Annotated in this window: 23 protein-coding genes and 1 pseudogene; 18 read left to right on the forward strand and 6 right to left on the reverse strand. The window is 74.5% G+C overall.

Going from position 1 to position 25556, the window contains the following annotated elements:
- Positions 1–25: 25 nt before the first annotated feature.
- The 3 genes from IT780_RS02520 to IT780_RS02530 all read left to right on the forward strand — a co-directional run bounded on the left by IT780_RS02520 (position 26) and on the right by IT780_RS02530 (position 3846).
- On the forward strand, positions 26–790 hold the full coding sequence (locus IT780_RS02520; RefSeq protein ID WP_199509703.1) for an alpha/beta fold hydrolase: 765 nt from the start codon (positions 26–28) through the stop codon (positions 788–790).
- A 64-nt stretch (positions 791–854) separates the two neighbouring features.
- A complete protein-coding gene (locus IT780_RS02525; RefSeq protein ID WP_199509704.1) occupies positions 855–2195 on the forward strand; it encodes a DNA polymerase IV in 1341 nt (446 codons plus the stop codon).
- Positions 2196–2400: 205 nt separating this feature from the next.
- The gene (locus IT780_RS02530; protein WP_199509705.1) at positions 2401–3846 is read left to right on the forward strand and encodes a serine/threonine-protein kinase; all 1446 of its coding nucleotides are present in this window, start codon (positions 2401–2403) and stop codon (positions 3844–3846) included.
- 21 nt (positions 3847–3867) lie between these two features.
- On the opposite strand, the gene IT780_RS02535 is transcribed toward IT780_RS02530, so the two are convergent.
- Together IT780_RS02535 and IT780_RS02540 are read right to left on the reverse strand one after the other, a co-directional pair.
- Entirely contained in the window at positions 3868–5430 is a 1563-nt protein-coding gene (locus tag IT780_RS02535) for a multicopper oxidase family protein (RefSeq protein ID WP_199509706.1), read from the reverse strand.
- Complete coding sequence (locus IT780_RS02540) at positions 5427–5873, reverse strand: hypothetical protein (protein ID WP_199509707.1); 447 nt, start codon at positions 5871–5873, stop codon at positions 5427–5429. The genes IT780_RS02535 and IT780_RS02540 overlap by 4 nt, the downstream gene beginning before the upstream one ends.
- A 75-nt stretch (positions 5874–5948) precedes the next feature.
- On the opposite strand from IT780_RS02540, the gene IT780_RS02545 reads away from it, so the two are divergent.
- From IT780_RS02545 to IT780_RS02555, 3 genes are all read left to right on the forward strand, one after another.
- The gene (locus IT780_RS02545) at positions 5949–6395 is read left to right on the forward strand and encodes a MarR family winged helix-turn-helix transcriptional regulator (protein ID WP_199509708.1); all 447 of its coding nucleotides are present in this window, start codon (positions 5949–5951) and stop codon (positions 6393–6395) included.
- A 72-nt stretch (positions 6396–6467) separates the two neighbouring features.
- Positions 6468–6767: a hypothetical protein gene (locus IT780_RS02550; RefSeq protein WP_199509709.1), complete on the forward strand. Its 300-nt coding sequence runs from the start codon at positions 6468–6470 to the stop codon at positions 6765–6767.
- Positions 6768–6920: 153 nt separating this feature from the next.
- Positions 6921–7724, forward strand: a complete 804-nt coding sequence (locus IT780_RS02555) for a CAP domain-containing protein (protein ID WP_199509710.1) — start codon at positions 6921–6923, stop codon at positions 7722–7724.
- 52 nt (positions 7725–7776) lie between these two features.
- Here the strand turns inward: IT780_RS02555 and IT780_RS02560 are convergent, their stop codons facing one another.
- The gene (locus IT780_RS02560) at positions 7777–8820 is read right to left on the reverse strand and encodes an NAD(P)-dependent alcohol dehydrogenase (RefSeq protein ID WP_199510049.1); all 1044 of its coding nucleotides are present in this window, start codon (positions 8818–8820) and stop codon (positions 7777–7779) included.
- A gap of 138 nt (positions 8821–8958) precedes the next feature.
- Between IT780_RS02560 and IT780_RS02565 the strand changes: the two genes are divergently transcribed.
- The 5 genes from IT780_RS02565 (at position 8959) to IT780_RS02585 (ending at position 13603) form a co-directional block, all read left to right on the forward strand.
- The gene (locus tag IT780_RS02565) at positions 8959–9831 is read left to right on the forward strand and encodes a helix-turn-helix domain-containing protein (protein ID WP_199509711.1); all 873 of its coding nucleotides are present in this window, start codon (positions 8959–8961) and stop codon (positions 9829–9831) included.
- 34 nt (positions 9832–9865) lie between these two features.
- Positions 9866–10876, forward strand: a complete 1011-nt coding sequence (locus IT780_RS02570) for an NADPH:quinone reductase (protein WP_199509712.1) — start codon at positions 9866–9868, stop codon at positions 10874–10876.
- A 39-nt stretch (positions 10877–10915) separates the two neighbouring features.
- The gene (locus IT780_RS02575; protein WP_307831003.1) at positions 10916–12328 is read left to right on the forward strand and encodes a ferredoxin reductase family protein; all 1413 of its coding nucleotides are present in this window, start codon (positions 10916–10918) and stop codon (positions 12326–12328) included.
- Positions 12329–12335: 7 nt separating this feature from the next.
- Positions 12336–12791, forward strand: a complete 456-nt coding sequence (locus IT780_RS02580) for an FMN-binding protein (RefSeq protein WP_199509713.1) — start codon at positions 12336–12338, stop codon at positions 12789–12791.
- Between the two features lie 83 nt (positions 12792–12874).
- A complete protein-coding gene (locus tag IT780_RS02585) occupies positions 12875–13603 on the forward strand; it encodes a cupredoxin domain-containing protein (RefSeq protein ID WP_199509714.1) in 729 nt (242 codons plus the stop codon).
- Here IT780_RS02585 and IT780_RS02590 read toward each other — a convergent pair.
- Entirely contained in the window at positions 13572–15860 is a 2289-nt protein-coding gene (locus IT780_RS02590) for a heavy metal translocating P-type ATPase (RefSeq protein WP_199509715.1), read from the reverse strand. The genes IT780_RS02585 and IT780_RS02590 overlap by 32 nt on opposite strands.
- Positions 15861–16042: 182 nt before the next feature.
- Here IT780_RS02590 and IT780_RS02595 point away from each other — a divergent pair, with 182 nt between their 5' ends.
- The 5 genes from IT780_RS02595 (at position 16043) to IT780_RS02615 (ending at position 23490) form a co-directional block, all read left to right on the forward strand.
- The gene (locus tag IT780_RS02595) at positions 16043–17455 is read left to right on the forward strand and encodes a ferredoxin reductase family protein (protein WP_199509716.1); all 1413 of its coding nucleotides are present in this window, start codon (positions 16043–16045) and stop codon (positions 17453–17455) included.
- A 20-nt stretch (positions 17456–17475) separates the two neighbouring features.
- Positions 17476–17898, forward strand: coding sequence for an FMN-binding protein (locus IT780_RS02600; RefSeq protein ID WP_199509717.1), 423 nt, complete (start codon positions 17476–17478; stop codon positions 17896–17898).
- Positions 17899–18050: 152 nt separating this feature from the next.
- Positions 18051–19586 carry a carboxypeptidase-like regulatory domain-containing protein gene (locus IT780_RS02605; RefSeq protein ID WP_199509718.1) on the forward strand — a complete coding sequence of 512 codons (1536 nt, stop codon included), beginning with the start codon at positions 18051–18053 and terminating at the stop codon, positions 19584–19586.
- A gap of 181 nt (positions 19587–19767) precedes the next feature.
- A complete protein-coding gene (locus tag IT780_RS02610) occupies positions 19768–21027 on the forward strand; it encodes an MSCRAMM family protein (protein WP_199509719.1) in 1260 nt (419 codons plus the stop codon).
- 93 nt (positions 21028–21120) lie between these two features.
- The gene (locus IT780_RS02615) at positions 21121–23490 is read left to right on the forward strand and encodes a glycoside hydrolase family 65 protein (protein ID WP_199509720.1); all 2370 of its coding nucleotides are present in this window, start codon (positions 21121–21123) and stop codon (positions 23488–23490) included.
- A 4-nt stretch (positions 23491–23494) separates the two neighbouring features.
- Here IT780_RS02615 and IT780_RS02620 read toward each other — a convergent pair whose 3' ends face one another.
- A complete protein-coding gene (locus IT780_RS02620; RefSeq protein WP_199509721.1) occupies positions 23495–23683 on the reverse strand; it encodes a hypothetical protein in 189 nt (62 codons plus the stop codon).
- Complete coding sequence (locus tag IT780_RS02625) at positions 23680–24129, reverse strand: hypothetical protein (protein WP_199509722.1); 450 nt, start codon at positions 24127–24129, stop codon at positions 23680–23682. The genes IT780_RS02620 and IT780_RS02625 overlap by 4 nt, the downstream gene beginning before the upstream one ends.
- A 29-nt stretch (positions 24130–24158) precedes the next feature.
- Between IT780_RS02625 and IT780_RS41500 the strand changes: the two are divergent.
- Positions 24159–24314, forward strand: a pseudogene (locus IT780_RS41500) (helix-turn-helix domain-containing protein); the annotation flags it as partial.
- A 49-nt stretch (positions 24315–24363) separates the two neighbouring features.
- The gene (locus IT780_RS02635) at positions 24364–25524 is read left to right on the forward strand and encodes an FAD-dependent oxidoreductase (RefSeq protein ID WP_199509723.1); all 1161 of its coding nucleotides are present in this window, start codon (positions 24364–24366) and stop codon (positions 25522–25524) included.
- Positions 25525–25556: the final 32 nt, after the last annotated feature.

Consider the following 25556-nt stretch of genomic DNA (forward strand, 5'->3'; position numbering starts at 1 on the left):
TTCACCCCTTCCGCAAGGAGCAAAGATGTCCGTCACCCTGCACGAGTCCGGCTCCGGCCACCCGTTCCTGCTGCTGCACGGCGGCGCCGGCCCGATGTCGGTCGCCGGCTTCGCCGACCGCCTCGCCGCCGCCCGGCCCGCCCGCGTTCTGGTGCCCACCCACCCCGGCTTCAACGGCACGCCGCGCCCCGACGACCTGACCGACGTCCCCGGCCTGGCCCGGCTCTACGCCGGCCTGCTCGAGGAGCGCGGCCTCACCGACGTCACGGTCGTGGGCAACTCGATCGGCGGCTGGATCGCCGCCGAGATGGCCGTGCTGGCGAGCCCGCGGGTCAGCAGCGTCATCATCGTCAACGGGGTGGGCCTCGAGGTGCCCGGACACCCGGTGGCCGACTTCTTCTCGCTGTCCATGGACCAGCTGGCCGACCTGTCGTACCACGAGCCGGACAAGTTCCGGACGGACCCGGCGAGCCTCTCCGAGGCCCAGAAGGCGCTCATGGCGGGCAACCGGCCGGCCATCGCCCAGTACGCGGGCAGCACCATGACCGACCCGACCCTGGCCGGCCGGCTCGCCGAGGTCACCGTGCCCGTGCTCGTGCTGTGGGGGCAGAGCGACCGCATCGTCGACCCGGCGTACGGGCGCGCGTACGCGGCGGCCATCCCCACCGCCACCTACCAGCCGCTGGAGAACACCGGGCACCTGCCGCAGATCGAGACCCCGGAGCAGACGCTGACCGCCTTCTGGGACTTCGCCGCCAAGCACGCCACGGGCGGTCCCGCCGGCGAATGACCGGACCTGGGGCGGGCGGCGCCCCGTGCGGGCTGGACACTGGGGGGATGGGACGGGGGCGGCGGTGAGGCGCGAGCCGGTCATCGCCCATGTCGACCTGGACGCGATGTTCGCCGCGGTCGAGCAGCGGGACAAGGTGTCGCTGCGCGGCCGGCCGGTGATCGTCGGCGGCACGGCCGGCCGCGGCGTCGTCGCCACCGCGTCCTACGAGGCCCGCCGGTACGGCGCCCGTTCCGCGATGCCGACCGCTGAGGCCCGGCGCCGGTGCCCGCCCGGCACGGCGTTCCTCGCACCGCGCTTCGCCGCGTACCGCCGGACCAGCGAGGTCGTCATGGCCCTGCTGGACGACGTGTCACCGCTGGTGGAACAGGTCTCGATCGACGAGGCGTACCTGGATCTCGGCGCCGGCGGCCACGACCTTTCCGTGCCCGGCGTCACCGCGCTGGCGGACCGGCTGAAGGCCACGATCGCGGCGGCCACCGGCGGGGTGACCGCCTCGATCGGGGTCGGCACGTCCAAGCTGGTCGCCAAGATCGGCTCGGACCTGCGCAAACCCGACGGGCTGACGGTGGTCGCCCCCGGCGACGAGCAGGCGGTGCTGCACCCGCTGCCGGTGACCCGGCTGCCCGGCGTCGGCCCGGCCACCGACGAGCGGCTGCGCCGGTCGGGCGTACGGACGATCGGCGACCTCGCGCGTGTGCCGCTGCCGGACCTGCTGGACTGGTTCGGCCAGGCCCACGGCGCCGGCCTGTACCGGCTGGCCCGCGCCGACGACGAGCGCCCGGTCATCAGCGAGCACGAGGCGAAGTCACTGTCGGCCGAGGAGACCTTCGACGTCGACCTCACCGACCGCGGCCGCCTCGGGACCGAGATCGATCAGCTCGCCGGCCGGGTCGGCGCCCGGCTGCGCGCCGCGGGCCTGTCCGCCCGGACGGTCACCGTGAAGATCCGCCACTACGACTTCACCACGATCACCCGGTCGCTCACCCGCACCCAGCCCACCGACGACCCGCGGCTCGTCGCCCAGCTCGCGCACCGGCTGCTCGCCGAGGTGGACACGTCGGCCGGCGTACGCCTGCTCGGTGTCGGGGTCACCACGCTGGCCGATTTCGTGCAGGACGACCTGTTCACCACGGCGACCCCGGACGACGCGGACCCGCGGTCACCGGAGCGGCCGGACGCCGCCGCGGATCCGCCGCCGGCAACCCCGGTCACCACGTGGCGGCCCGGTCAGGACGTGCGGCACGACGCGTACGGGCCCGGCTGGGTCTGGGGCAGCGGCCTCGGCCGGGTCAGCGTCCGGTTCGAGGGACCGGGTACGCCCCCCGGGCCGGTACGCACCTTCGCCACCGACGACCCGGCGCTGCATCCGGCCGATCCTCCGGACTGGACCGTCGCCTCCTGACGTCGCGGCCCGTGAGGAGCCGACCGCGCCGCGTGGAGCCGAACCGCCCCTACGCGACATTCCCGCCACCTGCGCAGATGGGGCCGGTCGGCCCTTGTGGCGGCGGCGACTCTCGGGTGTTTCCCCCAGGCCCTGGTCGGGTAGGATCTGCGGCACTCACAGCTTGATCACAGGCCGGTGCGAACGACGGCGGGGAGGGGTCTCGATGCGATCACTCGCCGGTCGGTACCGGGTCGAGGAGGCGGTCGGGCGCGGCGGCAGCGCTGTCGTGCACAGCGGCTGGGACCGCACGCTCAAGCGGCGCGTCGCCATCAAGCTGTTCTCGGCGTACCGGCCGGACAGCACCGCGCCCTCGATCGACGTGCTGCGCGAGGCACAGACCGCGGCGGCGCTCAACCACCCGAACGTGGCCCGGGTGTACGACTACGGCGAGGCGACCGAGGGCAGTCAGCGGGTGCCCTACCTGGTGATGGAGTTCCTCGAGGGCGACACCCTCGCCGACCGGCTGGCCACGACCGGCGCGCTCGACTGGCGCGAGGCGGCGGCGATCTGCGCGGACACCGCCGCCGCGCTGGCCGCCGCCCACGAGCGCAACCTCGTGCACCGCGACGTGAAGCCGCGCAACGTCATGCTCACCCCGGGCGGGGTGAAGGTCCTCGACTTCGGGATCGCCGCCGTCTCCGGGCAGAACAGCTTCGACACCCACGGGCGGCTCTGGGGCACCCCGGCGAACCTCGCGCCCGAGCAGCTCCGCGGCGAGCCCACGTTCCCCGCCGCGGACGTGTACGCGCTCGCCCTGGTGCTGTTCGAGTGCCTCACCGGCGCCCGCGCCTGGCCGGGCACCAGCGTCGGCGAGGTCCTCGCCGCCCGCCACGAGCGCCGCACCCCGCGCCTGCCGCACGTCGCCGGGCTCCCCCGCGAGATCACCCGGCTGTACGAGGCCTGCATCGCCGACGACCCGGCCCGGCGCCCGACGGCCGCGCAGGTCGCCGAGGGCCTGCGGCGGGCCTCCGGCACGGCACCGGCCGTCCGGCCCGCGGCCCTGCTCACCCGCAGCGTCCCGGCGCTCACCCGCACCGTCCCGGCCGCCCAGCGCACCCGGTCCCGCCGTCGCGCCGCCGTCACCGCCTCGGCCGCCGTCGCCGCCGCGGTCATCAGCATCCTCGGGCTGCAGGTGGCCAACGGCTATTCGACGCTGCGCGGCCGTCAGGCCGAGGCCGCCGTCGAGCGCGCGCCCGGCGCCGGCATCCCGGCGCGCACGCCGCAGCCGATGACCACGCCGCGGGTCACCTCGGCCGCGCCGGTGCTGGTGGCGCCCCTCGAGCGCGACCAGCCGGTCCGCGCGACCACCGACACCGCCACCGGCACCCAGGTGCGCGACGACACCCGGCCGCACCGGCCCGTCCGGACCACTCCCCCGGCACCGCCGACCAGCGCCCCGGCCACGCCGACCAGACCGCCGACGACGCCGCCGCACACCCCGAGCAATCCGCCGCCGACCTCGTCGCAGCCCGACCCGGAGCCGTCGCAGACGCCGCCGCACACCACGCCCCCGCCGGAGTCCACGGAGACGCCGCCGACCCCGGACCCCACGGATCCGCCGGCCACCACGGCGCCCGCGGAGGACGTCGTGCTCGCCGAGGCGAGCTGACGGTTTCGGGCGCCGGTCCGGTCAGCCGCTCGCGGCCCGGGTGGTGAAGACGCTCATCATCGCCATGTCCTCGTGTTCGAGGTTGTGGCAGTGCAGCACGTACCGGCCCGGGTAGTCGGCGAACGACACCGCGATGGTCGCCTGCTCGGCCGGGCGCAGGTCGATGGTGTCGCGGGGGCCGTGGTCGTACGGCCCCGGCCCGCCGATGCCCCGGGACAGCACCCGGAAGTGGCCGAGGTGCAGGTGCACCGGGTGATGGAAGTCCGAGACGAGCCGCCAGACCTCGGTGTCGCCCAGCAGCGGGTCGGCAATGCTGTGCGCGGGGTCGAACGGGGTGCCGTTGACCGTCCAGCCCGGCATTCCCCGTACGGTGTCGTGCCGGAAGCGCAGCGTGCGCACCACCGCCGCCGCACCGGGCGCTGCGACGGGGTCCCCGGACAGCCGGTCGGGAATGCGGCTGGGATCCGGCGCCGCGCCGCTCACCCGGAACCGCATCACCACGCCGGTCGTCCGGTCGCCGAACTGGTTGCGCAGCGTGACCTCGCGGCCGGGGCCGTACCGGGCGAAGTCGACGACGACGTCGCAGCGCTGCCCGGGCGCGAGCTCGACCGCGTCGTGCCCGATCGGCTCGGGGAGCAGGCCGCCGTCGGTGCCGACCTGGATCAGCGCGGGGCCGCCGCGCGGCGCGGGGTCCAGTGAAAGACGGTAGCGCCGGGCGTTCGAGGCGTTGAGCAGCCGGAGCCGGTGGCGGACAGCCGGCACCTCGGCGAGCGGCCACGGTACGCCGTTGACGAGCAGCACATCGCCGAGGACCCCGGCACCGTACGGCGCGGCGACGCCCGGGGTGTGCAGCAGCTCCGGGTCCAGGCTCGGATAGCGCAGGCTCCCGTCCGCGGCGAACGCCCGGTCCGCGATCATCACCGGCAGGTCGCGGTCGCCGGCGGGCAGGCCGAGCCGGTCCTCCGCGGGGTCATGGACGAGGTGGAAGCCGGCGAGCCCGCGCCACACGGCCGGCCCGGTGAAGTCCATCCGGTGGTCGTGGTACCAGAGCGTCGCCGCGGGCTGGCGTACCGGATATCGGTAGGTCCGGGTGCCGTAGGCCGGCGTGCCCGCGTGCTGGTGGTCGTGCGGCCGCGCGGGCGCGCCGGCCGGGTGGAGCAGGTCGGTCGGGAAGCCGTCGTGGTCCGCCGGTGTGTGGCCGCCGTGCAGGTGCACCACGACCGGTACGGGCAGCTCGTTGCGGTGCGTCACGGTGGTCGGCCGGCCGCGGGTGGACACGATCGTCGGGCCGGGGAAGATGCCGTTGTAGCCCCAGATCGGCGTACGCACCCCGGGAAGGATCTCCGCCGTCGCGGCCCGTTGGACGATCTCGTAGTGGTCGCCGGCCGCGTCGCGCCGGGTGGGTGCCAGCACCGGCGGCACCCGGAACGGCAGGGTGAACGGCCGCGGCAGCGGCATGAGGCTGGGCAGCAGCGCGCCGGTCGAGGTGCTGCCGGACAGGCCGGAGAGCAGCGGGACGCCGACCGCCGCGGAGGCTCCGGCGCCACCGAGCAGCGTCAGCAGCGTACGGCGGCTGACCCTCATCGCGCCGCCCCGGCCGCGGTCTCGGTCTCGGTCCCCGTCTCAGCCTCAGCCTCGGTCTCCTCAGCCGGCCGGTACCGCCAGGACCAGGCCGCCAGCCACACCGCCAACGAGATGATCACGACGCCGAGCGGAACGTGCACCGCGAGGGCACGCCCGAACCCGGCGACGATCTGCACCGCGATCAGCCCGAACAGGCCGAGGCACGCGCCCAGCGGCCACAGCGGCCCGCGGGCCCGGCCGGCACCGGAGCACCGCAGCGGGACGGCGCACGCGGCGGCGACGAGCACCGCGATCCCCGAGTACGTGGCGTTCTCGCGATGGGTGTGCAGGGCCGTGAAGGAGCCGGCGAGGAACTGGCCGGCGAACACGGCCTGGTCGAGCAGCAGGAGGGCGGCGACGCCGGTGCTGAGACGGAACGGCCAATGGGCCCGGGAGGGGGTCATGGATGGACCCTAGCAAGAAGTTCTCAGATGAGAAATTCTTAGGTGTCACCTTCTCGTGATCGGTAAGCTGATCCCGTGAGTGACGTGGCGACCCTCGGGCCCCAGATCGGTCAGCTGCTGCGGCTGGCACACCAGCGGGCCGCCCGGACCTTCGCCGAGGCGCTGGCTCCGCTGGAGATCGACGGGCGCCTGTTCGGGGTGCTCTCCGCGATCGCCCGGCTCGGCCCGGCGACCCAGGCGCAGCTCGTCACCGCGCTGGACACCGACAAGTCCGCGATGCTGCGGACGGTCGACGACCTCGAACAGCGCGGCTTCGTCGAACGGCAGCCGGTGCCGGGCGACCGGCGGGCACGGATCATCGCGCTCACCGACCGGGGCCGGCAGTGCCTGGGCGAGGCCGAGGAGATCGCCCGGTCGGCGGCGGCCTCGATGTTCGGCTCGCTGAGCACGGACGAGCTGATCGCTCTGCGCGACACGCTCGCCCGGTTCGTCGACCGCGACCCGCCCCCCGCGGCAGAGTGACCGCGAGCTCGCTTCCTGCGACGGAGTGACCGTGCGGAGCAACGTTCTCGCCCGCCGCAGCGTCATGGAGGTATGAACAAGCACTGCCGCCGGTGCAGCCGGCCCGGACCGGCGCATCGGCCGGGCCGCTGGTTCGTCTGCCCGCGGCCGCCGGCCCTCGCCGTCGCGGACGACCCGGACGGGGGCGCCCCCGCTTTCCTGCGGTGGCACCTGCTGGACGCCGGCGTCGAGCCGGGCCGGGACCACGTCCAGGCCATCCTGGTCCGCGCCCGCCGGATGGCGCGGCGCCGCCGGCTGCGGGACGCGGCGGCGCTCACCGTCCTCATCGTGGCAGCGGCGCTGCTCGGCCTCGCGCTCGGCGCGGCGCTCTGATTAAGGTTCCGCTGAGCCGACCTTTAAAGGTTCCTCAAAGATTCGCCACGAGCGTCCAGGGTGGAGCAGTGTCGACCCGCGCCCCACCGGCGCCCGTTCCCCTTGCCCGGAACGGCCGCGCGGGCCCCCGCCCGCCGACCGACGAGGACCACCGTGCCCACCCCCCACCGCAAGCGGACCCGTCTGATCGTGCTCAGCACCTGCGCGCTGGGCGTGCTCGGTGCCGGCGTCGCCGGCGTCGCCTCCGCGCAGACCGTCCACCGCCCGCACGCCGTCCGCCACGCGAGTCCCCTGCTCGGCCCGGCCACCACGGCGGCCGGCCACCACGGCCGCGGCCGGCACTGGCCGCGTCCCACGACCTCGGCGAGCACCCGCCCGACCGCGGTGCCCACCACCGTGGCCCCCACCACCGCGGTCCCCACGACATCGCCGACGAGCCGCCCGGCCACGCCGCCGACGAACCCGCCGGCGACGCGGCCCCCGGCGACCACGGCGCCCGCCACGACCCCGCCGCCGACCACGGAACCGCCGGCCGCCGACGCGGTCATCACGGCCGCCCTGCAGCACATCAACGCGGCGCGGACGGCGAACGGCCTGCAGCCGCTGACGCTCAGCGCGGAGCTGACCAGGGCCTCGCAGGCGCACAACGCCCTGATGGCCGGCGGCTGCGGCCTGTCGCACCAGTGCCCCGGCGAGGCGGGCCTCGGCGACCGGTTCACCGCCGCCGGCGTCTCGTGGCGCTCGGCCGGCGAGAACATCGGTCAGGGCAACGCGCGCGACAACGCCACCGAGATCATCGCCGCGGCCAACGGGCTCACCGACCTCATGCTGGCCGAGACGCCGCCGAACGACGGGCACCGCCGGAACCTGCTCAACGCCGGCTTCACCCGGGTCGGCCTGGCCGTCACGCGCGACAGCGGCGGCAAGGTCTGGTTCACCCAGGACTTCGTCAACTGACGTACGGGCCGGTCCCCCACCTCCGGCGAGCGGGAGGTGGGGGCCGTCGTGCTCAGCGCAGCGACGCGATGTCGATCACGAACCGGTAGCGCACGTCCGACTTCAGCACCCGCTCGTACGCCTCGTTCACTGCGTCCGCTTCGATGACCTCGACCTCCGGGGCGATGCCCTTCTCGGCGCAGAAGTCCAGCATCTCCTGGGTCTCGGCGATGCCGCCGATGCTGGAGCCGGCGAACGAGCGCCGGTTGCCGAACAGCGAGAAGACCTGCACCGGCAGCGGCTCCGGCGGCGCGCCCACGCTGACCAGGGTGCCGTCCAGGCGCAGCAGGCCCAGGTACGCGGCCATGTCGACCGGCGCGCTGACCGTGTTGACGATGAGGTCGAAGGTGTTCGCCAGCGCCTCGAACGTCGCCGGGTCGCCCGTGGCGTAGTAGTGCTGGGCGCCGAAGCGCAGGCCGTCGTCCTTCTTGCCCAGCGTCTGCGAGAGCACGGTCACCTCGGCGCCCATCGCGGCGGCGATCTTCACGCCCATGTGCCCGAGCCCGCCCATGCCGACCACGGCGACCTTCCTGCCCGGTCCGGCCTTCCAGTGCGCCAGCGGCGAGTACGTGGTGATGCCCGCACACAGCAGCGGGGCGGCCGCCTCGTACGGGATGCTCTCCGGCACCCGCAGCACGAAGTCCTCGTCGACCACGATGTGCGTCGAGTAGCCACCCTGGGTGACCGTGCCGTCCCGGTCGACGCTCGCGTACGTCCCGGTGTTGCCGTTGGTGCAGTACTGCTCGTAGCCGGCCTTGCAGTTGTCGCACTCGCGGCACGAGTTGACCATGCAGCCGACCCCGACCCGGTCCCCGACGGCGTGCCGGGTGACCTCGGTACCGGCCTCGGCGACCCGGCCGACGATCTCGTGGCCGACGGTCAGCGGGTACGGCACGGGCCCCCAGTCGCCGCGCACGGTGTGGATGTCGGAGTGGCAGATGCCGGCGTACGCGATCTCGATCAGGATGTCGCGCGGTCCCAGGTCCCGGCGCTGCACGGTGGTGCGGACGAGCGCGTCGGTGGCCGAGGGAGCCGCAAGGGCGTTGACGGTGAGAATGGTGACCCTCCAAGGTCGTGTGGTTCCTACGCTCTTCGTACCCAGAAAAGCCGATGAAGTCCCTGCCGGAAAGGTCCTGATGAGGGGTGTACCGGTGGTGCACCCCTGACGGGCCCGGGCGGCCGTACCGTCGCAGGGGTGAACAACCGAGCCGAGGTGCGCGAGTTCCTCACCACCCGCCGAGCGAAGATCACGCCGGAGCGGGCCGGGTTGCCGGCCGGCGGGCAGCGGCGGGTCCCCGGGCTGCGGCGCAGCGAGGTCGCCGCGCTGGCCGGCGTGAGCGTCGAGTACTACGCCAAGCTGGAGCGCGGGTCGCTGGCCGGGGTCTCCGCCGGCGTGCTGAACGCGATCGCCCGCGCCCTGCAGCTCGACGAGGCCGAACGGCTGCACCTGACCCGGCTCGCGCAGGAGGCCAACGGCAGCAACGCGCTGCTGCGGCCCCGGCGCACGAAGCAGTGGACCATCCGCCCCAGCCTGCAATGGTCCCTGGACGCGATCACCAGCCCGGCCATCCTGGTCAACAACCGGCAGGACGTGCTGGCCGCCAACCTGCTGGGCCGGGCGATGTACAGCGAGATGTACAGCGACCCGGGTGCCGTGCCGAACTTCGGCCGGTTCACCTTCCTCGACAGCGCCGCGCGCCGGTTCTACCCGGACTGGGACCAGGCGGCGGAGATGACGGTCGCGAACCTGCGAACGGCCGCCGGCAAGGACCCGCACGACAAGGGGCTGCACGACCTGGTCGGCGAGCTGTCCACCCGCAGCGACGAGTTCCGGCGCCGCTGGGGCTCGCACAACGTCCGCATCCACGGCACCGGCGTCAAGACGGTCCACCATCACGTCGTCGGCGACCTGGAGCTGGCGTACGAGAGCATGGACCTGCGCGCGGAGCCGGACGTGACCCTCAAGATCTTCGCCGCCGAGCCCGCCTCACCCTCCGCGCAGGCGCTGGCGCTGCTCGCCTCCTGGGCCGCCACGTCCGGCACCGGCCTGTCGGCGCCGGTCCGTTAGCCCGGCACCGGGCGCGGCCGTAGAGTCGCATCCCATGAGGGCGATCGTGTTCAGCAACACCGGTGACAGCTCCGTCCTGAGCCTCGCCGAGCGGGACGTCCCGGAGCCGGGTGACGGCCAGATCCGGGTCCGGGTGATGCGCTCGGGCGTCAACCCGACCGACTGGAAACGCCGGTCCGCCGGTGACGCCGGCTTCGCCGAGGCAACACCCAACATGGACGGGGCTGGGCTCGTGGACGCGGTCGGCCCCGGCGTGCTGTCGCACCACGTCGGCGACCGCGTGTGGGTCATGCTCGCCGCGCACGGCAGCCCGTACGGCACCGCCGCCGACTACGCGATCGTCGCCGCCGAGCACGCCTTCCCGCTGCCCGACGGCGTCTCGTACGACGTGGGGGCGGCCTTGGGTGTGCCGGCGATCACCGCGCACCGGGCCCTCACGGTCGCGGAGGCCGGACCCGCCCGGCTCGGCCCCGGCGCGCTCATCGGGCGCACCGTGCTGGTCGCCGGTGGTGCGGGCGCCGTCGGGCACGCCGCGATCCAGCTGGCCCGCTGGGCCGGCGCGACCGTCGTCACCACGGTCAGCAGCGCCGAGAAGGCGGCGCTGGCCACCGCCGCCGGCGCCCACCACGTCGTGAACTACCGGCGCGACGACGCCGCCGAGCAGATCCGGGCGGTCGCCCCGGAGGGCGTCGACCTCATCGTGGAGGTCTCCCCCGCCGCCAACGCGGCGCTCAACCAAGCGGTCGCGGCCAACCACGCCAGCATCGCGATCTACGCGAACAACGGCGGCGACACGGTCTCGTTCGACATCCGGCCGCACATGATGCTCAACGCCCGGGTGCAGTTCCTCATCCTGTACACCCTCGGCGAGCCGCTGCTGCAGGCCGCGGCCGAGGACGTCGGCGTGGCGCTGCGCGACGGCGCGCTGCCGGTCGGCGAGGAGCACGGCCTGCCGCTGCACCACTTCCCGCTGGAGCGGACCGCCGAGGCCCACGACGCCGTCGAGCGGGGCGTGGTCGGCAAGGTCCTCATCGCCGTGGCGTAATCTTCGAGTTCTCCCACCTGGGCGCGGCACGCTCGCCGCGTGAGTGTGACGACGACGGGCCGCGTACGGCTGGCACGGCCGCAGGACCGGATCGCCCCGCCGTCACCGCCGCGGCGGTGGTGGCGGGACCTCGCGGGATCGGCCGCGATCCTGAGCGTGGTCGCCGTGGTGGCGTTGTGGCTGGCCGGCGGCGGGGTAACCGATCTGCGGGGCGTGGGTGAGCCGGCGACGACCCTGGGCCGGCTGACCGGACTGGCCGGCTCCGACCTCCTGCTGCTCCAGGTGCTGCTGATGGCCCGGATACCGGCGGTGGAGCGGGCATACGGGCAGGACCTGCTGGCCCGGCGGCACCGGGTGATCGGGTTCCTGTCGTTCTGGCTGATGCTCGCGCACGTCGTGCTGATCACGGTCGGCTACGCGCAGTCCGAGCCGGCGAGCGTGCTCGGTGAGGGCTGGAGCCTCGTGGTCACGTACCCGGGGATGCTGCTCGCGGCGGCCGGGACGCTGCTGCTGATCCTGGTGGTGGTCCTCTCGGTGCGGGCCGCGCGGCGCCGGCAACGGTACGAGACCTGGCACCTGCTGCACCTGTACGCGTACCTCGGGGTCGGCCTGGCCCTGCCGCACCAGCTGTGGACCGGTGCCGACTTCACCGCCTCCCCCATGGCCCGCCTGTACTGGTGGGGGTTGTACGGCGCGACCCTGGCCTCCGTGCTCGCCTTCCGGGTCGCGCTGCCGCTGTGGCGCTCGGCCTACCACCGGCTGCGGGTCGGCACGGTGGTCGCCGAGGCGCCCGGGGTGGTGTCGGTGTACCTGCGCGGCCATCGGCTGGACCGGTTGCCCGTACGCGCGGGCCAGTTCTTCCTGTGGCGCTTCCTCGACGGGCCGGGGTGGTCGCGGGCGCACCCGTACACGCTGTCGGCGGCCCCGGGCCGGGACCTGCTGCGGATCACCGTCAAGGAGCTCGGCGACGGCAGTGCCCGGGTCCGGCACCTGCGGCCCGGCACCCGCGTCCTGATCGAGGGGCCGTACGGGGCGCTCACCGCGGACCGCTCGACCGCCCGCCGACCGCTGCTGATCGCCGCGGGGGTGGGCATCACGACGATGCGCGCCCTGCTCGACGACCTGGGACCGGCCGGGACCGGCGCCACCCTTCTCTACCGGATCCGGACCCACGCCGAGACGGTCTTCCGCGCCGAGCTCGACGACCTCGCCCGCCGCTACGGCGTCCGCGTGGTCTACCTGGAGGGCAGCCGGCCGCGGCACGGGTCCTGGCTCCCGGCCCGGTACAGCCGCGGCGACGACACGGCCGCACTGCGGTGGCTCGTTCCCGACGTCGCCGAGCGGGAGGCGTACCTGTGCGGGCCGCCGCCCTGGATGGCCGCCGTGCGCACGAGCCTGCGCGCGGCGGGCGTACCCGATGATCTGATCCACGCCGAGGAGTTCGCATGGTGAGGCCCGTATGCGCCGCTTGACGCTCTGGATCGTGTCCACGGTCGCCGCCGTCGTCCTGCTGCTGAGCTACCGCACCAGCCTGGGCGGACCGGCGCCCTCCGCGGCGGCCGGCGCCGCCGCACCCGGCATCGTGCCCGCTCCGGCCCCGTCCGGGGGTTCCGCGCCGCCGGCCCGCCGGGCGAGGACCGTCACGGCCAACGGCACCGTCGCCCGGACCCGCTGGGGGCCGGTCCAGGTCCAGGTCACCATCACCGGCGGCCGGATCACCGAGGTGCGCGCGCTGCGGCATCCGACGGGCAACGACCGGGACGACGAGATCAACGGGTACGCCCTGCCGCGGCTGCGCGCCGAGGTCCTGCAGGCCCAGAGCGCGCACATCGACGCCGTGAGCGGTGCGACGGTGACCAGCGGCGGCTACGCCGAGTCGCTGCAGGCCGCCCTGGACGCGGCGCATTTCGGGTGATCCGCGTATCACTGCGCTGAACCGGCGGCGGGCGAGCGCCGTACCTGCCGCAGGAAGCGATGAGCGACAGGAAGGTGGAGCCGGTGATACGTCCTGTGTGGCTGGGCGGGTACGCGGTCGTGGCGGTGCTGGCTCTCGCGGCGTGCGCACCGTCGGCGGGCACGCCCGCGCCGCGGCGGACAGCGGCGGCCGGCGATCGCCGTGCCGGTCCCGGCACCTCCGGTCCCACCAGCGCCGCCTGCACCCGGGCCACCAAGGTCGCGATCGTGGACCGGGCCACGGGCGACGGCGGTCACCGGTACGCGTTCAGCCCGGGCACGCTGACCATCGAGCGCGGGGCGTTCCTCGCTGTCACGAACCGGTCCGCCGAGGTGCACGAACTGATCGCCGAGCCGGACGCCGGGATGGTCACGAGCGTGCTCGACCTCGCCGAGCGGCAGGTGATCCAGTTCCCCGAGGCGGGCAGCTTCACCGTGCGCAGCGCGACCGAGCATCGCGCCGTGCTGCGCCTGAGGGTCGCCGGCGAGAGCGGCTGCGCGGCGCCGGAGCCCACCCTGACGATCACCGGCGGCGACACGGTCGAGCCGGCGCGCCTGTCGGTGGCGGCGACCCAGAACTTCGCCGTGGTCAACGAGTCCGCCGGCCCGCAGACCGTGACCTGCTCGGGCGGCGACGGCGACAACTCCCGGGTCGACCCGGGCGAGACGCAGCTGCTCGCCATCGACGAGCCGGGCCGCTACACCTGTACGAGCAGGCAGCACCCGGGGTTGCGGGCCACGGTCACGGTGTCCGGACGTCGGGCACGAGGCTGAACGCGCCCTCCTCCTCCTGGGCGTTGTGCAGCCGCAGGATCGCGTACAGGCCGTAGAGCAGCCGCCGTACGTCGGTGACGTCCTCCGGCTCGGCCTCCCCGACGAGGTCCTCGACGGTCCGGCGCAGGCGCCCCACCTGGTGGTCGATCTCGGCGTGGGTACGGCTGAGCCCGCTGGTCACCTCGGTGCCGCCGAGCGCCCGCGCCATGATCGGCAGCAGCTCGGCCTCCTCGGCGTGCTCGTGGGCGAGCAGCCGCACCTCCAGGTCCTCGAGGAGCTCGCGCACCGGGCCCAGGTCGTACGGCGGGCTGTTCAGCGCGTCGGCGACCGTACGGACCTGCTCGACCACCGGGCGCACCTCGCGGTGCTCGGCGTACAGCCGCTGGGCGGTGGCGACGTCGGCCGGGTTCATGGTGACGGTGTGCGACCGGCCGGGCAGCAGCGCGGCGAGCGCGATGGCGATGGCGGCGACGTCGATGACCTCCTGCAGCACCGCGCCGGCGGCGGGCGGCAGGTACCCGGCCGCCGCCACCAGCATCGCGGCCGCCGACAGGCCCATGCCGACGGCGACCGCCCACAGCGCGATCCGGCGGCAGCGCCGGGCGATGAGGATGGCGTCGGCGAGCGCGTCGATGCGGTCGACCGTGAGCACCACGTCGGCCGCTTCCGCGGACGCGGTGGCTCCCCGGGCCGCCAGGGCGACGCCCACACCCGCGGCGGCCAGCGCCGGCGCGTCGTTGATGCCGTCGCCCACCATGATCGTCGGGGCGTGCTCCTGCTCGGCTCCCACCAGGGCCAGCTTGTCGCCGGGGTCGCAGTCGGCGTGCACGGCGTCGACGCCGACGATGCGCCCCACAGCCTCGGCGGTGTCCGCGCGGTCGCCGGTCACCAGCACGACCCGGCCGATCCCGGCGTCGCGCAACGCCCGGACCATCCGGGGGGCCTGCGGGCGTACGGGGTCCTCCAGCAGCAGCACCCCGGCCGGCTCGCCGTCGACCGCCGCGAACACCGTCAGCGAGCCGTCGAGGGTGGCCCTGCGGCGCGCGTGGCGTACCCAGGCCGGGGGCTCGCCGGGCACCACCCACGCCGCCTTGCCGAGTCGTACGCGGCGCCCGCCCACGACGCCTTCCACGCCGTACCCGTGCCGTTCGTGCACGTCGTCCGCGGGTGACAGGCGCAGCCCGCGGTCGTGGGCGGCCGTGACGATCGCGCCGGCCAGCACGTGCGCGGAGCTCTGGTCCAGGCTCGCCGCGAGCCGCAGCACCTCCCCGGCGGGCAGCCGTTCCCCGGCGGGCGTCACCACGTCGGTGAGCACGGGCCGGCCGGCGGTCAGCGTCCCGGTCTTGTCGAACAGCAGGACCCGGCCCGCCGCAAGCCGTTCCAGGGCGCCCCCGCCCTTGACCACGACGCCGGAGCGCGCGGCCCGGGACAACCCCGACATGATCGCGATGGGCGCGGCGAGCAGCAGGGGGCACGGTGTGGCCACGACCAGCACCGCCACGGCGCGTACCGGGTCGCCCGCGACCGCCCACGCGATCCCCGCCAGCGCCAGGGTCACCGGGACGAACGCCACCGCGAACCGGTCCGCGATCCGGACGAACGGCGCACTCCCCGCCTGCGCCTGTTCCACCAGCCGGACGACCCCCGCGTACGTCGACGCCTCCGCGCTCGCGGTGGCCGTCAGCCGCATCGGCGAGCCGGCGTTGACCACACCGCTGCGGACGTCCTCACCGGTACGCCGCTCCACCGGCAGCGGCTCGCCGGTGAGCGCCGACTCGTCGAGCACCGCCGGGCCGAGCAGCCGGCCGTCGACCGGCACGATCTCGCCGGAGCCGACCACGAGCCGGTCCCCGATGCCGACCTCGGCGACCGGGATCTCGACCGGACCGGACGCGGTGTCCCGCCGCGCGGTCCGCGGCGCCCGGGCCACCAGCGCGCTGAGCTCGCGGTGCGCCCGAGCGGCGGCCCTGGCCTCCAGCAGCACGCCGCTGGCCAGCATGACCGCGATCACGGCGCCCGCGAACGCCTCGCCGACCCCCAGCGCGCCGACCAGCGCCAGCCACGCGATCACGTCGACGCTCGGTTCCCGCCGCCGGGCCGCCACGACCAGCGACGCCGTCGAGTACGCCAGGCCCAGCACGGTCGCCGCGATCCACATCGCCTCCGCGGCGTCCCGGGCACCCGCCGCGGCGACCAGCAGTCCCGCCAGCACCAGCAGCGTCGTGGCCGCGAACAGGAGCTGTTCCCGCCGTCGCATCGCATCCCCCCACCGGCCGCCGGCGGGTCACGCGCCCACCGGTGCACCTCATGATCGACGGGCCCGCGGGGCACCGGCAGGGCCGCAAGGCCCGAAGTCCCGGCTCGCCGTTCATAGCGACTTCATAGGTGGCCCATAGCTCCGGGCCCCGTTTCCTCAGCTCCGGCGCCGATCGTTAGGTCATGACCGCTCCAGCCATGCCCAGGACCGCGCCGCCCGCGGCCGCTCCCGCCCCGCCACGCCGGACCACGCCCCGCTGGTGGGCGGACGCGGGCGGCCTCGGCGCCGGCGTGAGCCTGCTGATCGTCACCGCCCTGTGGGTGGGCAACGGCGGCGTGCGGCAGCTGTCCGGCGGCGGCCCGGACGCGGTGTCGGCGATCGGCCGGCTGACCGGCCTGTGGGCCTCCGACCTGCTGCTCCTGCAGGTGCTGCTGATGGCCCGGATCCCGCTGGTCGAGCGCGCCTTCGGCCAGGACCGGCTGGCCCGATGGCACCGCTGGACCGGCTTCACCTCGTTCTGGATGATGATCGGGCACATCGTGCTCATCACGCTGGGCTACGCCGGGGCGGCCCACGCCAACGCGCTCGCCGAGCTGTGGGACATGATCTGGACGTACCCCGGCATGCTGCTGGCCACCGCCGGCACGGTCGCCCTCCTCATGGTGGTCGTCACCTCGATCCGCGCCGCCCGGCGCAAGCTGCGCTACGAGTCCTGGCACCTGCTGCACCTGTACGCGTACCTCGGGGTGGGCCTGGCCCTGCCGCACCAGCTCTGGACCGGCACCGACTTCCTCGGCTCAGCCGCCTCGACGGCGTACTGGTGGACGCTGTACGCGGTATCCGCGGGCGCGGTCCTCGTCTACCGGGTGGGCGTGCCGGTGTGGCGCAGCCGGCGACACCGCCTCGTCGTCTCGCACGTCAAGCCGGACGGCCCCGGGCTGACCTCCGTCTACCTCACCGGCCGCGACCTGCACGCCCTCCCGGCGCGCGCCGGGCAGTTCTTCCAGTGGCGCTTCCTCGACGGTCCCGGGTGGAGCCGGGCGCACCCGTACTCGCTGTCGGCCACCCCCAACGGCCGGATGGTGCGCATCACCGTCAAGGACCTCGGCGACGGCAGCGCCCGGGTGGCCTCGCTGCGGCCCGGCACCCGGGCGCTCATCGAGGGGCCGTACGGCCGGCTGACCGGCGAGACGTACACCGGCGGGCCGGTCGTGCTGCTGGCGTGCGGCATCGGGGTCACTCCCCTGCTGTCCCTGCTCGGCGAGCTGCCGTACGCCCCCGGCGAGGCGACGCTGGTCTACCGGGCCCGTACCGAGGCGGAGATCGCGTTCCGGTCCGAACTGGACTGGTTCGCCGCGCACCGCGGGGTCCGGGTCGTGCACCTGCTCGGCCCGCGCGCCGCCCGGCCGTCCTGGCTGCCCGCCCCGTTCGCGGACCACGGCGACGCGGACGCGCTGCGGCAGATCGCCCCGTCGATCGCCGGCTCACACGTCTACGTGTGCGGTCCCGAGGCGTGGACGCGGGCCGCCCGCGCCGCCGCGACCGAGGCCGGCGTCGCCCCCGGGCGGCTGCACACCGAACTCTTCTCCTGGTGATCCGGAAAGGACCCGCGACGATGCGACGCATCAGCATGTGGCTGTTCTCCACGGTGGTGGCCGTGGTGCTGCTCTTCAGCTACCGCACCAGCACGAACGCCACCACCGAGGCCCCTGCCACCGCCGCCGCCTCCACCGCGGGCGGCTCCGGCTCGACGTCCGGCGGCAAGACGTACACCGGCTCGGTGGCCTCGACGCGCTGGGGTGACGTCCAGGTCGCCATCACGGTCGCCGACGGCACGATCACCGAGGTGACGGTGCCGGTCCACCCCTCCGAGAACGGCAAGGACCGGGAGATCAACGCGTACGCCCTGCCGGTGCTGAAGCAGGAGACCCTGGCGGCGCAGAGCGCGGACATCGACGCGGTGTCCGGCGCGACCGTCACCAGCGACGGCTACGTGGAGTCGCTGCAGTCCGCGCTCGACGCGGCGCACCTGTCCTGAGGGGGATTCCGGCAGGCCGACGCGAGCACACCGCCTCTGCCGCGGCCCGGCCACCGCCCGGAACGATGGGTGTACCGGGCGAACGGCGACCTGTGCCGCCGAGCCTTCGCGTCGCCGCTCGTCCGCGGGACATCTCGCGAAGGGAGATCGCCATGAAGCGACCCCGATCACTGATCAGCGCTATCGCAGCCGTCCTGCTGGCGGGCACCGCGGCCGCGACCACCGCAGGGGGACCCGCCGCGGCGCAGCCCGGCTCCACGGGCCTCGCCGGCGTCGTCCGCGACACCCGCGGCGCGGCCGTCAGCGGTGCGACGATCATCGTCTACCCGGCCGACCTGTCCGGCTCCGAGGCCGGGCGGGGTACCACCGGCAGCACGGGCCGGTTCCGCGTGCCGGACCTGCAAGCGGGCACGTACAAGATTGTCATCGACCGGGACGGCTGGTCCGAATGGGCCCCCGGCCGGATCACCGATCCGGCCCGCGCGGCGTCGTACCGGGTCGTCACGGGACACACCACGATGGCGAACAGCGTCGTCACGGCGCCCGGGTTCATCGCCGGGCGCGTCACCACCTCCCGAGGGGGACCGGCCGCGGGCATCGCCGTCAACGTCGGTGACCCGACCCTGTCCTCCTGGGACACCACCACGGCCCGCGACGGCACGTACGCCTTCAGCCTGCCGCCGGGCACCGGCTACGTCGTCAGCTTCACCAACGGCCAGCTGACGCAGTATTCGCGGCGCACGCTGGAGTGGGCGCAGGCCGAGCACTACACGGTCACGTCCGGCCGCACCACGCGCGTCGACGAGCGGCTGCTGCCGCCGGCGGTCCTGACCGGACGGCTCACCGACGAGTCCGGGACGCCGGTCGCCGACGCCGGCGTCGAGGTGACCATGGTGGCCACGGCGAGCACCGCGCGGACCACCACCGGAGCGGACGGCCGGTACCTGTTCGAGGCCCTGCCGCCCGGCGAGGTCGTCGTCGGCTTCACCGCCTCCGGCGGCCGGTCGCAGTGGGCGTACCAGAAGAGGTCGATGAGCGACGCCGACCTGTTCACCCTCCACCTGGGCACGGTGACCACGGTCGACGACACGCTGCTCCCGGCCATCCCCGACGGAGCGATCGCCGGTCTGGTCACGACGGCCACCGGCGGCCCGGCCGCGGGCATCACCGTCACCATCGACGAACCGACCCTGTCCTCGTGGGACACCACGACGGCCGCCGACGGCACCTATTCGGTGAGCCTGCCGCCCGGCAGCGGCTACACGGTCAGCTTCACCAACGGCAAGCTGACGCAGTACTCGCCGCGCACCCTGGACTGGTCGCAGGCCCAGCGCTACACGGTCATGTCCGGCGTCACCACGCGCGTCGACGAGACGCTGCTGGCCCCGGCCGTGCTGACCGGCCGCTTCGTGGACGCCTCCGGCACGCCGATCGCCGGCGCGGGCGTTTACGTGAGCATGTCCGCCACGGCCGGCAGCGTGCAGGCCACCACCGGCACGGACGGCCGGTACCTGTTCGCCGCCATGCCGCCCGGCGACGTCGTGATCGGCTTCACCGCCCCCGGCCACCCCGAACAGTGGGCGTACGGCAAGACGGACGGCGCTCTCGCCGACCACTTCACCCTGTCGCTGGGCACGGTGACCACGGTCGACGACACCCTTCTCCCGCTCCCGGCCCCGGCCCGCTGAGCCCTTCTCCTGGTGGGCCGGACGGGGATTCCGGCAGGCCGATGCGAGCACACCGCCTCTGGCGGGCTCCCCCGCGCACCGCGCAGCATGGGGACGTCTCGCGGACGGCGACCAGCACCGTCGATCGGCCCCTTCGCGTCGCCACTTCTCCGCGGGACACACCTCGCGAAGGGAGATCGCCATGAAGCGACCCCGATCATTCATCACCGCCATCGCGGCCGTCGTCCTGGCGGGCGCCGCCGCGATCGCCGGGGCGCCGCCCGCCGCCGCGCAGACCGGCGCCACGGTGCCCGGGTCCATCGCCGGGCGCGTCACCGCGCCCAGGGGCGGACCGGCCGCCGGCATCACGGTGACCGTCGAGGACAACGGCACCGCGTCCTCGTGGTACGCCGCCACGGCGGCCGACGGCACCTACTCCGTGAGCCTGCCGCCGGGCCGCGGCTACACCGTCAGCTTCACCAACGGCAGGCTGACGCAGTACTCGCCGCGCACCCTGGACTGGGCCAAGGCCCAGAGGTACACGGTCCTGCCTGGCCGGACCACGCGTGTCAACGAGCGGCTGCTGCCGCCGGCGATCCTCACCGGACGGCTGGTCGACGAGGCCGGGTCACCGATCGCCGGTGCCGGCGTCGAGGTCGACATGCTCGCCACGGCGGGCACCGTGTGGACCACCACCGGGGCGAACGGCCGGTACCGGTTCGACACCATGCCGCCCGGCGAGGTCGTGGTCGGGTTCACCGCCCCTGACGGGCGTAGGCAGTGGGCGTACCAGAAGAGGTCGATGAGCGACGCCGACCGGTTCACCCTGCGCCTGGGCGCGGTGACCACGGTCGACGACACGCTGCTCCCGGCCATCCCCGACGGAGCGATCGCCGGCACGGTCACCACCGCCGCGGGCGGACCGGGCGCGGGGATCACCGTGACCGTCGAGGACATCTCCACCGCGTCGTCGTGGGACACCACCACAGCCACGGACGGCACCTACTCGGTGACCCTCCCGCCCGGCTCGAGCTACATCGTCGTCTTCACCAACGGCGAGCTGAGGGAGTACTCGCCGCACACCCTGGAATGGTCGCAGGCCCAGCACTACACGGTCGCCTCCGGCGCCACCACGCGCGTCGACGAGACGCTGCTGGCCCCGGCCGTGCTGACCGGCCGATTCGTGGACACCTCCGGTACGCCGATCGCCGGCGCCGGCGTCTACGTGAGCATCTCGGCCACCGCCAGCGGGGTGCGGACCACCACCGGCGCGGACGGCCGGTACCTGCTCGACGCCATGCCGCCCGGCGACGTGGTGATCGGCTTCACCGCCGCCGGCCACCCTGAGCAGTGGGCGTACGGCAAGACGGACGGGGATCTCGCCGACCACTTCACCCTGTCGCTGGGCACGGTGACCACGGTGGACGAGACGCTCCTGCCGCTGCCCGCCGCGGCCCGCTGAGACCGCACGACCCGGGTCGCCTGCCTCCGTCGGCGGCAGGCGGCCCATTCACGTGCCGGACGTCGTAACCTCATCGCGAGGGGAGGCTCTCAGGTGATCCGGCATCCGGCATACCCGGTCGAGCCGTGGCACGTCCGGGAGACGTACCTCGACAAGCAGGCGCTGGCGCGGTCCGAGTCGATCTTCGCCCTGTCGAACGGGCACATCGGGCTGCGGGCCAACCTCGACGAGGGCGACCCGCACGCGCTGCCCGGCTCCTACCTCAACTCGTTCTACGAACTGCGGCCGCTGCCGTACGCCGAGGCCGGCTACAGCTATCCCGAGTCCGGTCAGACGATCGTCAACGTGACCGACGGCAAGGTGATCCGGCTGCTCGTCGACGACGAGCCGTTCGACGTCAGGGACGGGCGGCTGCACCGGCACGAGCGGGTGCTCGACCTGCGCGCTGGGCTGCTGCACCGCGAGGTCGAATGGGAGTCCGGTGCCGGCCGTGCCGTCCGGGTGGGCTCCACCCGCCTGGTGTCGTTCGCCCAGCGGTCGGTCGCCGCCATCCGGTACGAGGTGCAGCCCGTGGACGCGCCGATCCGGGTGATCGTCCAGTCGGAGCTGGTCGCCAACGAGACGATGCCCGGACCGGCGAAGGACCCGCGGGTGGCGGCCGTGCTCGAGGCGCCGCTCGTGGCCGAGGCGGGGCACGCCACCGACACCGGCGCGGTGCTCGTGCACGTGACGCGCGAGAGCGGGCTGCGCCTGGCCGCCGCCATGGAGCACGTCGTGACCGGGCCGCCCGGCGTACGGTGCAGCAGCGAGGCGTACCCCGACCTGGCCCGTACGACGACGGTCTGCCGGCTGGAGCCCGGGCAGCGGCTGACCGTCGTGAAGCTGGTGGCGTACGGCGCGTCGAGCCGGCGCTCGGTGGCGGCACTGCGCGACCAGGTGGCCGCCGCGCTCGAGGGCGCGCTCATCGACGGTTGGGACGGGCTGGTCGCCGCACAGCGGGCGTACCTGGACACCTTCTGGGACGCGGCGGACATCGAGCTGGACGGCGACGCCGAGGTGCAGCAGGCGGTCCGGTTCGCCATGTTCCAGGTGCTGCAGGCCGGGGCGCGGGCCCAGCGGCGCCCGATCGCGGCCAAGGGGCTGACCGGTCCCGGGTACGACGGGCACGTGTTCTGGGACACCGAACGCTTCGTGCTGCCGGTGCTGACGTACCTGCAGCCGGGCGCGGTCGCCGAGGCGCTGCGCTGGCGGCACGCCACGCTGGACCTGGCGCGGGAGCGGGCCGAGACGCTCGGCTGGGCCGGCGCGGCGTTCCCGTGGCGCACGATCCGCGGACACGAGTGCTCCGGCTACTGGCCGGCCGGCACGGCGGCCGTGCACCTCGGCGCGGACATCGCCGACGCCGTGGTGCGCTACGTGAACGCGACCGGCGACGAGGCGTTCGAACGCGACGTCGGCGTCGACCTGCTCGTGGAGACCGCGCGGCTGTGGGCGTCGTTCGGCCACCACGACCGGCACGGCGCGTTCCACCTCGACGGGGTCACCGGCCCGGACGAGTACACCGCCGTCGCGGACGACAACATCTACACGAACCTCATGGCGCGGCGGAACCTGACGGCGGCCGCCGACGTGGTGGCACGTCATCCCGATCGGTCGCGGATGCTCGGCGTGACCACCGACGAGGTGGCCACCTGGCGCGCCGCCGCCGCGGCCATGAGCATCCCGTACGACGAGCAGCTCGGCGTCCACGCCCAGGTGCGCGGCTTCACGCTGCGCAGGGAGTGGGACTTCGCCGGCACCACCCCGGACCTGTACCCGTTGCTGCTGCACTTCCCGTACCTCGACCTGTACCGCAGCCAGGTGGTCAAACAGGCGGACCTGGTGCTCGCGATGCACTGGTGCGGCGACGCGTTCAGCGCCGGGGAGAAGACGCGCAACTTCGCGTACTACGAGCCCCGTACGGTCCGCGATTCCTCGCTGTCGGCCTGCAGCCAGGCGATCCTGGCCGCCGAGGTCGGCCATCTGGAGCTGGCGCACGACTACCTCGGCGAGGCCGCGCTGATGGACCTGGCGGACCTGCACCACAACACCCGCGACGGCCTGCACATCGCCTCCCTGGCCGGCGCGTGGCTCGCGCTCGTCGCCGGCCTGGGCGGCATGCGCGACCACCACGGGGAGCTGTCCTTCGCGCCGCGCCTCCCGTCGCGGATCGACCGGCTCGCGTTCTCCCTGCTGTGGCGCGGGCTGCGGCTGCACGTGACCGTACGCCCGCACGAGGCCGTCTACTCGCTGCGCAACCGCCACGACGACGCCCGCCTCGAGCTGCGCCACCACGGCGAGCCGCTGACCGTCACGACGCGGGCCCCCGTGTCCCGCCCCATCCCGGCCGCACCGGACGCGGGTGCGCCGCCGGCCCAGCCGCCCGGCCGCAGCCCCGTGCACCGCCCCGACCTGCTGCGGTGACGCGTCAGTAGCCTGCGGCCAGCCCCACCGCCGCACTCGCGCCGGCCAGGTAGCCGGAGGCCACGGCGGCGGCCGTCGACGGCGGTACCGTGGCCGCCGCGTCCCCGGCCGCGTAGAGGCCCGGGACGCCGGTCCGCTGCGCCGGGTCCACCCGGATGGCCTCGACGCCGAGCATCTCGTCGGGTTCCGTCACCGTGGCGCCGAGGTTCCGGGCCAGCGACGAGCGCTGGACAGGTACGTCTTCACCAGCAGCGCCTCGATCGGCAGCGTGCCGCCGTCGGCGAAGCGTACGGACCGCAGCCGCGTACCCGGGCCGTCGAGGGCGGCGACCGGCCGCTCGTCCAGCGCCACGCCCCCGGCGGCCAGCTGGTCGCGCTGCGCATCGCTCAGGTGCCCGCCGCCGTTGGTGAGCACCGTGCGTGCCCGCTCGCGGCGCCCGTCGCCCGTCGTCACGCCGAAGCGGCCGCCCGGATCCCGCGTACCGTCCACGATCTCTCCCCTTCGGACCGTGACCGACGGGTACGCCGCCAGTTCCGCCGACGCCGCCTCGTAGTATTCCGCCGGGGACCGCCGATCGTGGCCGAGCAGACCGCCGATGCCCGCCGCCACCCGGTTGGCCGGGCGTCCCCCGTCGACCACCAGCGTGCTCCGGCGCGCCCGGCCCAGGGTCAGCGCGGCTGCTGCGGGAGACCGACGCGCCGCTGGCGACGGTCGCCCGCCGGGTCGGGTATGCCACCGGGTTCGCGTTCGCCGCGGCCTTCCGTCGCGAGTTCGGCCTGCCGCCCGGCCGTTTCCGCGACGCGTCCCGGGCCGGCGCGCCATGACGTCACACGAACATGTACGTAACGAACATGTTCGTGCTAGCGTCGGGGCATGACGCAGCCGCAGCACATCGCCATCGTGGGCGCCGGCCTGTCCGGCCTGGTCCTGGCCCGCATCCTGCAGGCCCACGGCATCGCGTCGACCGTCCACGAGTCGGACGCCGGGCGGAACGCCCGCCGGCAGGGCGGATCCCTCGACATCCACGAGGAGTCCGGGCAGGTCGCCCTGCGGGAGGCCGGCCTGTACGAGGAATTCCGCCGCCACACGCACCCGCGGGGTGAGCACGTCCGCGTCCTCGACAAGGCCGCGCACGTCCACCTCGACGCCGGCGGTGACAACGGGCGCCCGGAGATCGACCGTACGGTGCTGCGCGACCTGCTCATCGACTCGCTCGCACCCGGCAGCATCCGGTGGGGCCACAAGGTCACCGCCGTCGCCGCGGCACCCGGCGGCCGGAGCGAGCTCACCTTCGCCGACGGCGGCCGGGCCACCGCGGACCTGCTCGTCGGGGCCGACGGCACGTGGTCGAAGGTGCGCCGGCTGGTGTCACCGGCCACCCCGCGGTACAGCGGGATCACGCACGTCGAGATCACGATCGCCGACCCCGCGGCCCACCCCCGGCTCGCCGGGATCGTGGGTCCTGGCATGATCTTCGCGCTCTCCGATCACAAGGCGCTGCTCGGGCACGGCGGCAGCCGCATCGAGCTCGGCGTCTCGCTGCGCGTACCACAGGACTGGGTGGAGACCGGCGGCGTCGACTGGTCCGACCCGGCCGCGGCCCGCGCCGCCCTGCTGGCACCGTTCGCCGACTGGTCCGGCGACCTGACGGACCTCATCCGCCATTGCGACGACACCATCACTCCGCGCAGGATCTTCGGCCTGCCGCCCGGCCACCGCTGGGAACGGGTGCCCGGGGTGACGCTCGCCGGGGACGCCGCGCACGTGATGCCGCCGTACGCCGGCGAGGGCGCGAACCTCGCGATGCTGGACGGTGCCGAGCTGGCGCTCGCGTTGATCAGGCACGGCGGCGACACCGAGGCCGCGCTGGCGCAGTACGAGACCGCGATGTTCGCCCGCGCACACGCCGCCGCGGAGGCGACCGCCCATGGCCTCGAGCTCATCTTCGACGCCGGCACCCCGCGCGAGCTGGTCGCCTTCTTCGCCGGCCCGCCCCGGGAAGGTGCCGGCGCGGGGTCCCGGCGCGCGGGCTGAGGCCGTCACCTACCGTACTGACGGGAGGTGGG

Origin of the sequence: Nucisporomicrobium flavum (assembly GCF_016464385.1) — a bacterium.
GTDB classification, from domain to species: domain Bacteria; phylum Actinomycetota; class Actinomycetes; order Mycobacteriales; family Micromonosporaceae; genus Actinoplanes; species Actinoplanes flavus_A.

Bases quoted from the DNA above. Each gene is read 5' to 3' on its own strand.
- IT780_RS02520 (WP_199509703.1), top strand. From the start codon at position 26: ATGTCCGTCACCCTGCACGAGTCCGGCTCCGGCCACCCGTTCCTGCTG.
- IT780_RS02530 (WP_199509705.1), top strand. From the start codon at position 2,401: ATGCGATCACTCGCCGGTCGGTACCGGGTCGAGGAGGCGGTCGGGCGC.
- IT780_RS02535 (WP_199509706.1), bottom strand. From the start codon at position 5,430: ATGAGGGTCAGCCGCCGTACGCTGCTGACGCTGCTCGGTGGCGCCGGA.
- IT780_RS02540 (WP_199509707.1), bottom strand. From the start codon at position 5,873: ATGACCCCCTCCCGGGCCCATTGGCCGTTCCGTCTCAGCACCGGCGTC.
- IT780_RS02550 (WP_199509709.1), top strand. From the start codon at position 6,468: ATGAACAAGCACTGCCGCCGGTGCAGCCGGCCCGGACCGGCGCATCGG.
- IT780_RS02570 (WP_199509712.1), top strand. From the start codon at position 9,866: ATGAGGGCGATCGTGTTCAGCAACACCGGTGACAGCTCCGTCCTGAGC.
- IT780_RS02580 (WP_199509713.1), top strand. From the start codon at position 12,336: ATGCGCCGCTTGACGCTCTGGATCGTGTCCACGGTCGCCGCCGTCGTC.
- IT780_RS02590 (WP_199509715.1), bottom strand. From the start codon at position 15,860: ATGCGACGGCGGGAACAGCTCCTGTTCGCGGCCACGACGCTGCTGGTG.
- IT780_RS02595 (WP_199509716.1), top strand. From the start codon at position 16,043: ATGACCGCTCCAGCCATGCCCAGGACCGCGCCGCCCGCGGCCGCTCCC.
- IT780_RS02600 (WP_199509717.1), top strand. From the start codon at position 17,476: ATGCGACGCATCAGCATGTGGCTGTTCTCCACGGTGGTGGCCGTGGTG.
- IT780_RS02605 (WP_199509718.1), top strand. From the start codon at position 18,051: ATGAAGCGACCCCGATCACTGATCAGCGCTATCGCAGCCGTCCTGCTG.
- IT780_RS02610 (WP_199509719.1), top strand. From the start codon at position 19,768: ATGAAGCGACCCCGATCATTCATCACCGCCATCGCGGCCGTCGTCCTG.
- IT780_RS02635 (WP_199509723.1), top strand. From the start codon at position 24,364: ATGACGCAGCCGCAGCACATCGCCATCGTGGGCGCCGGCCTGTCCGGC.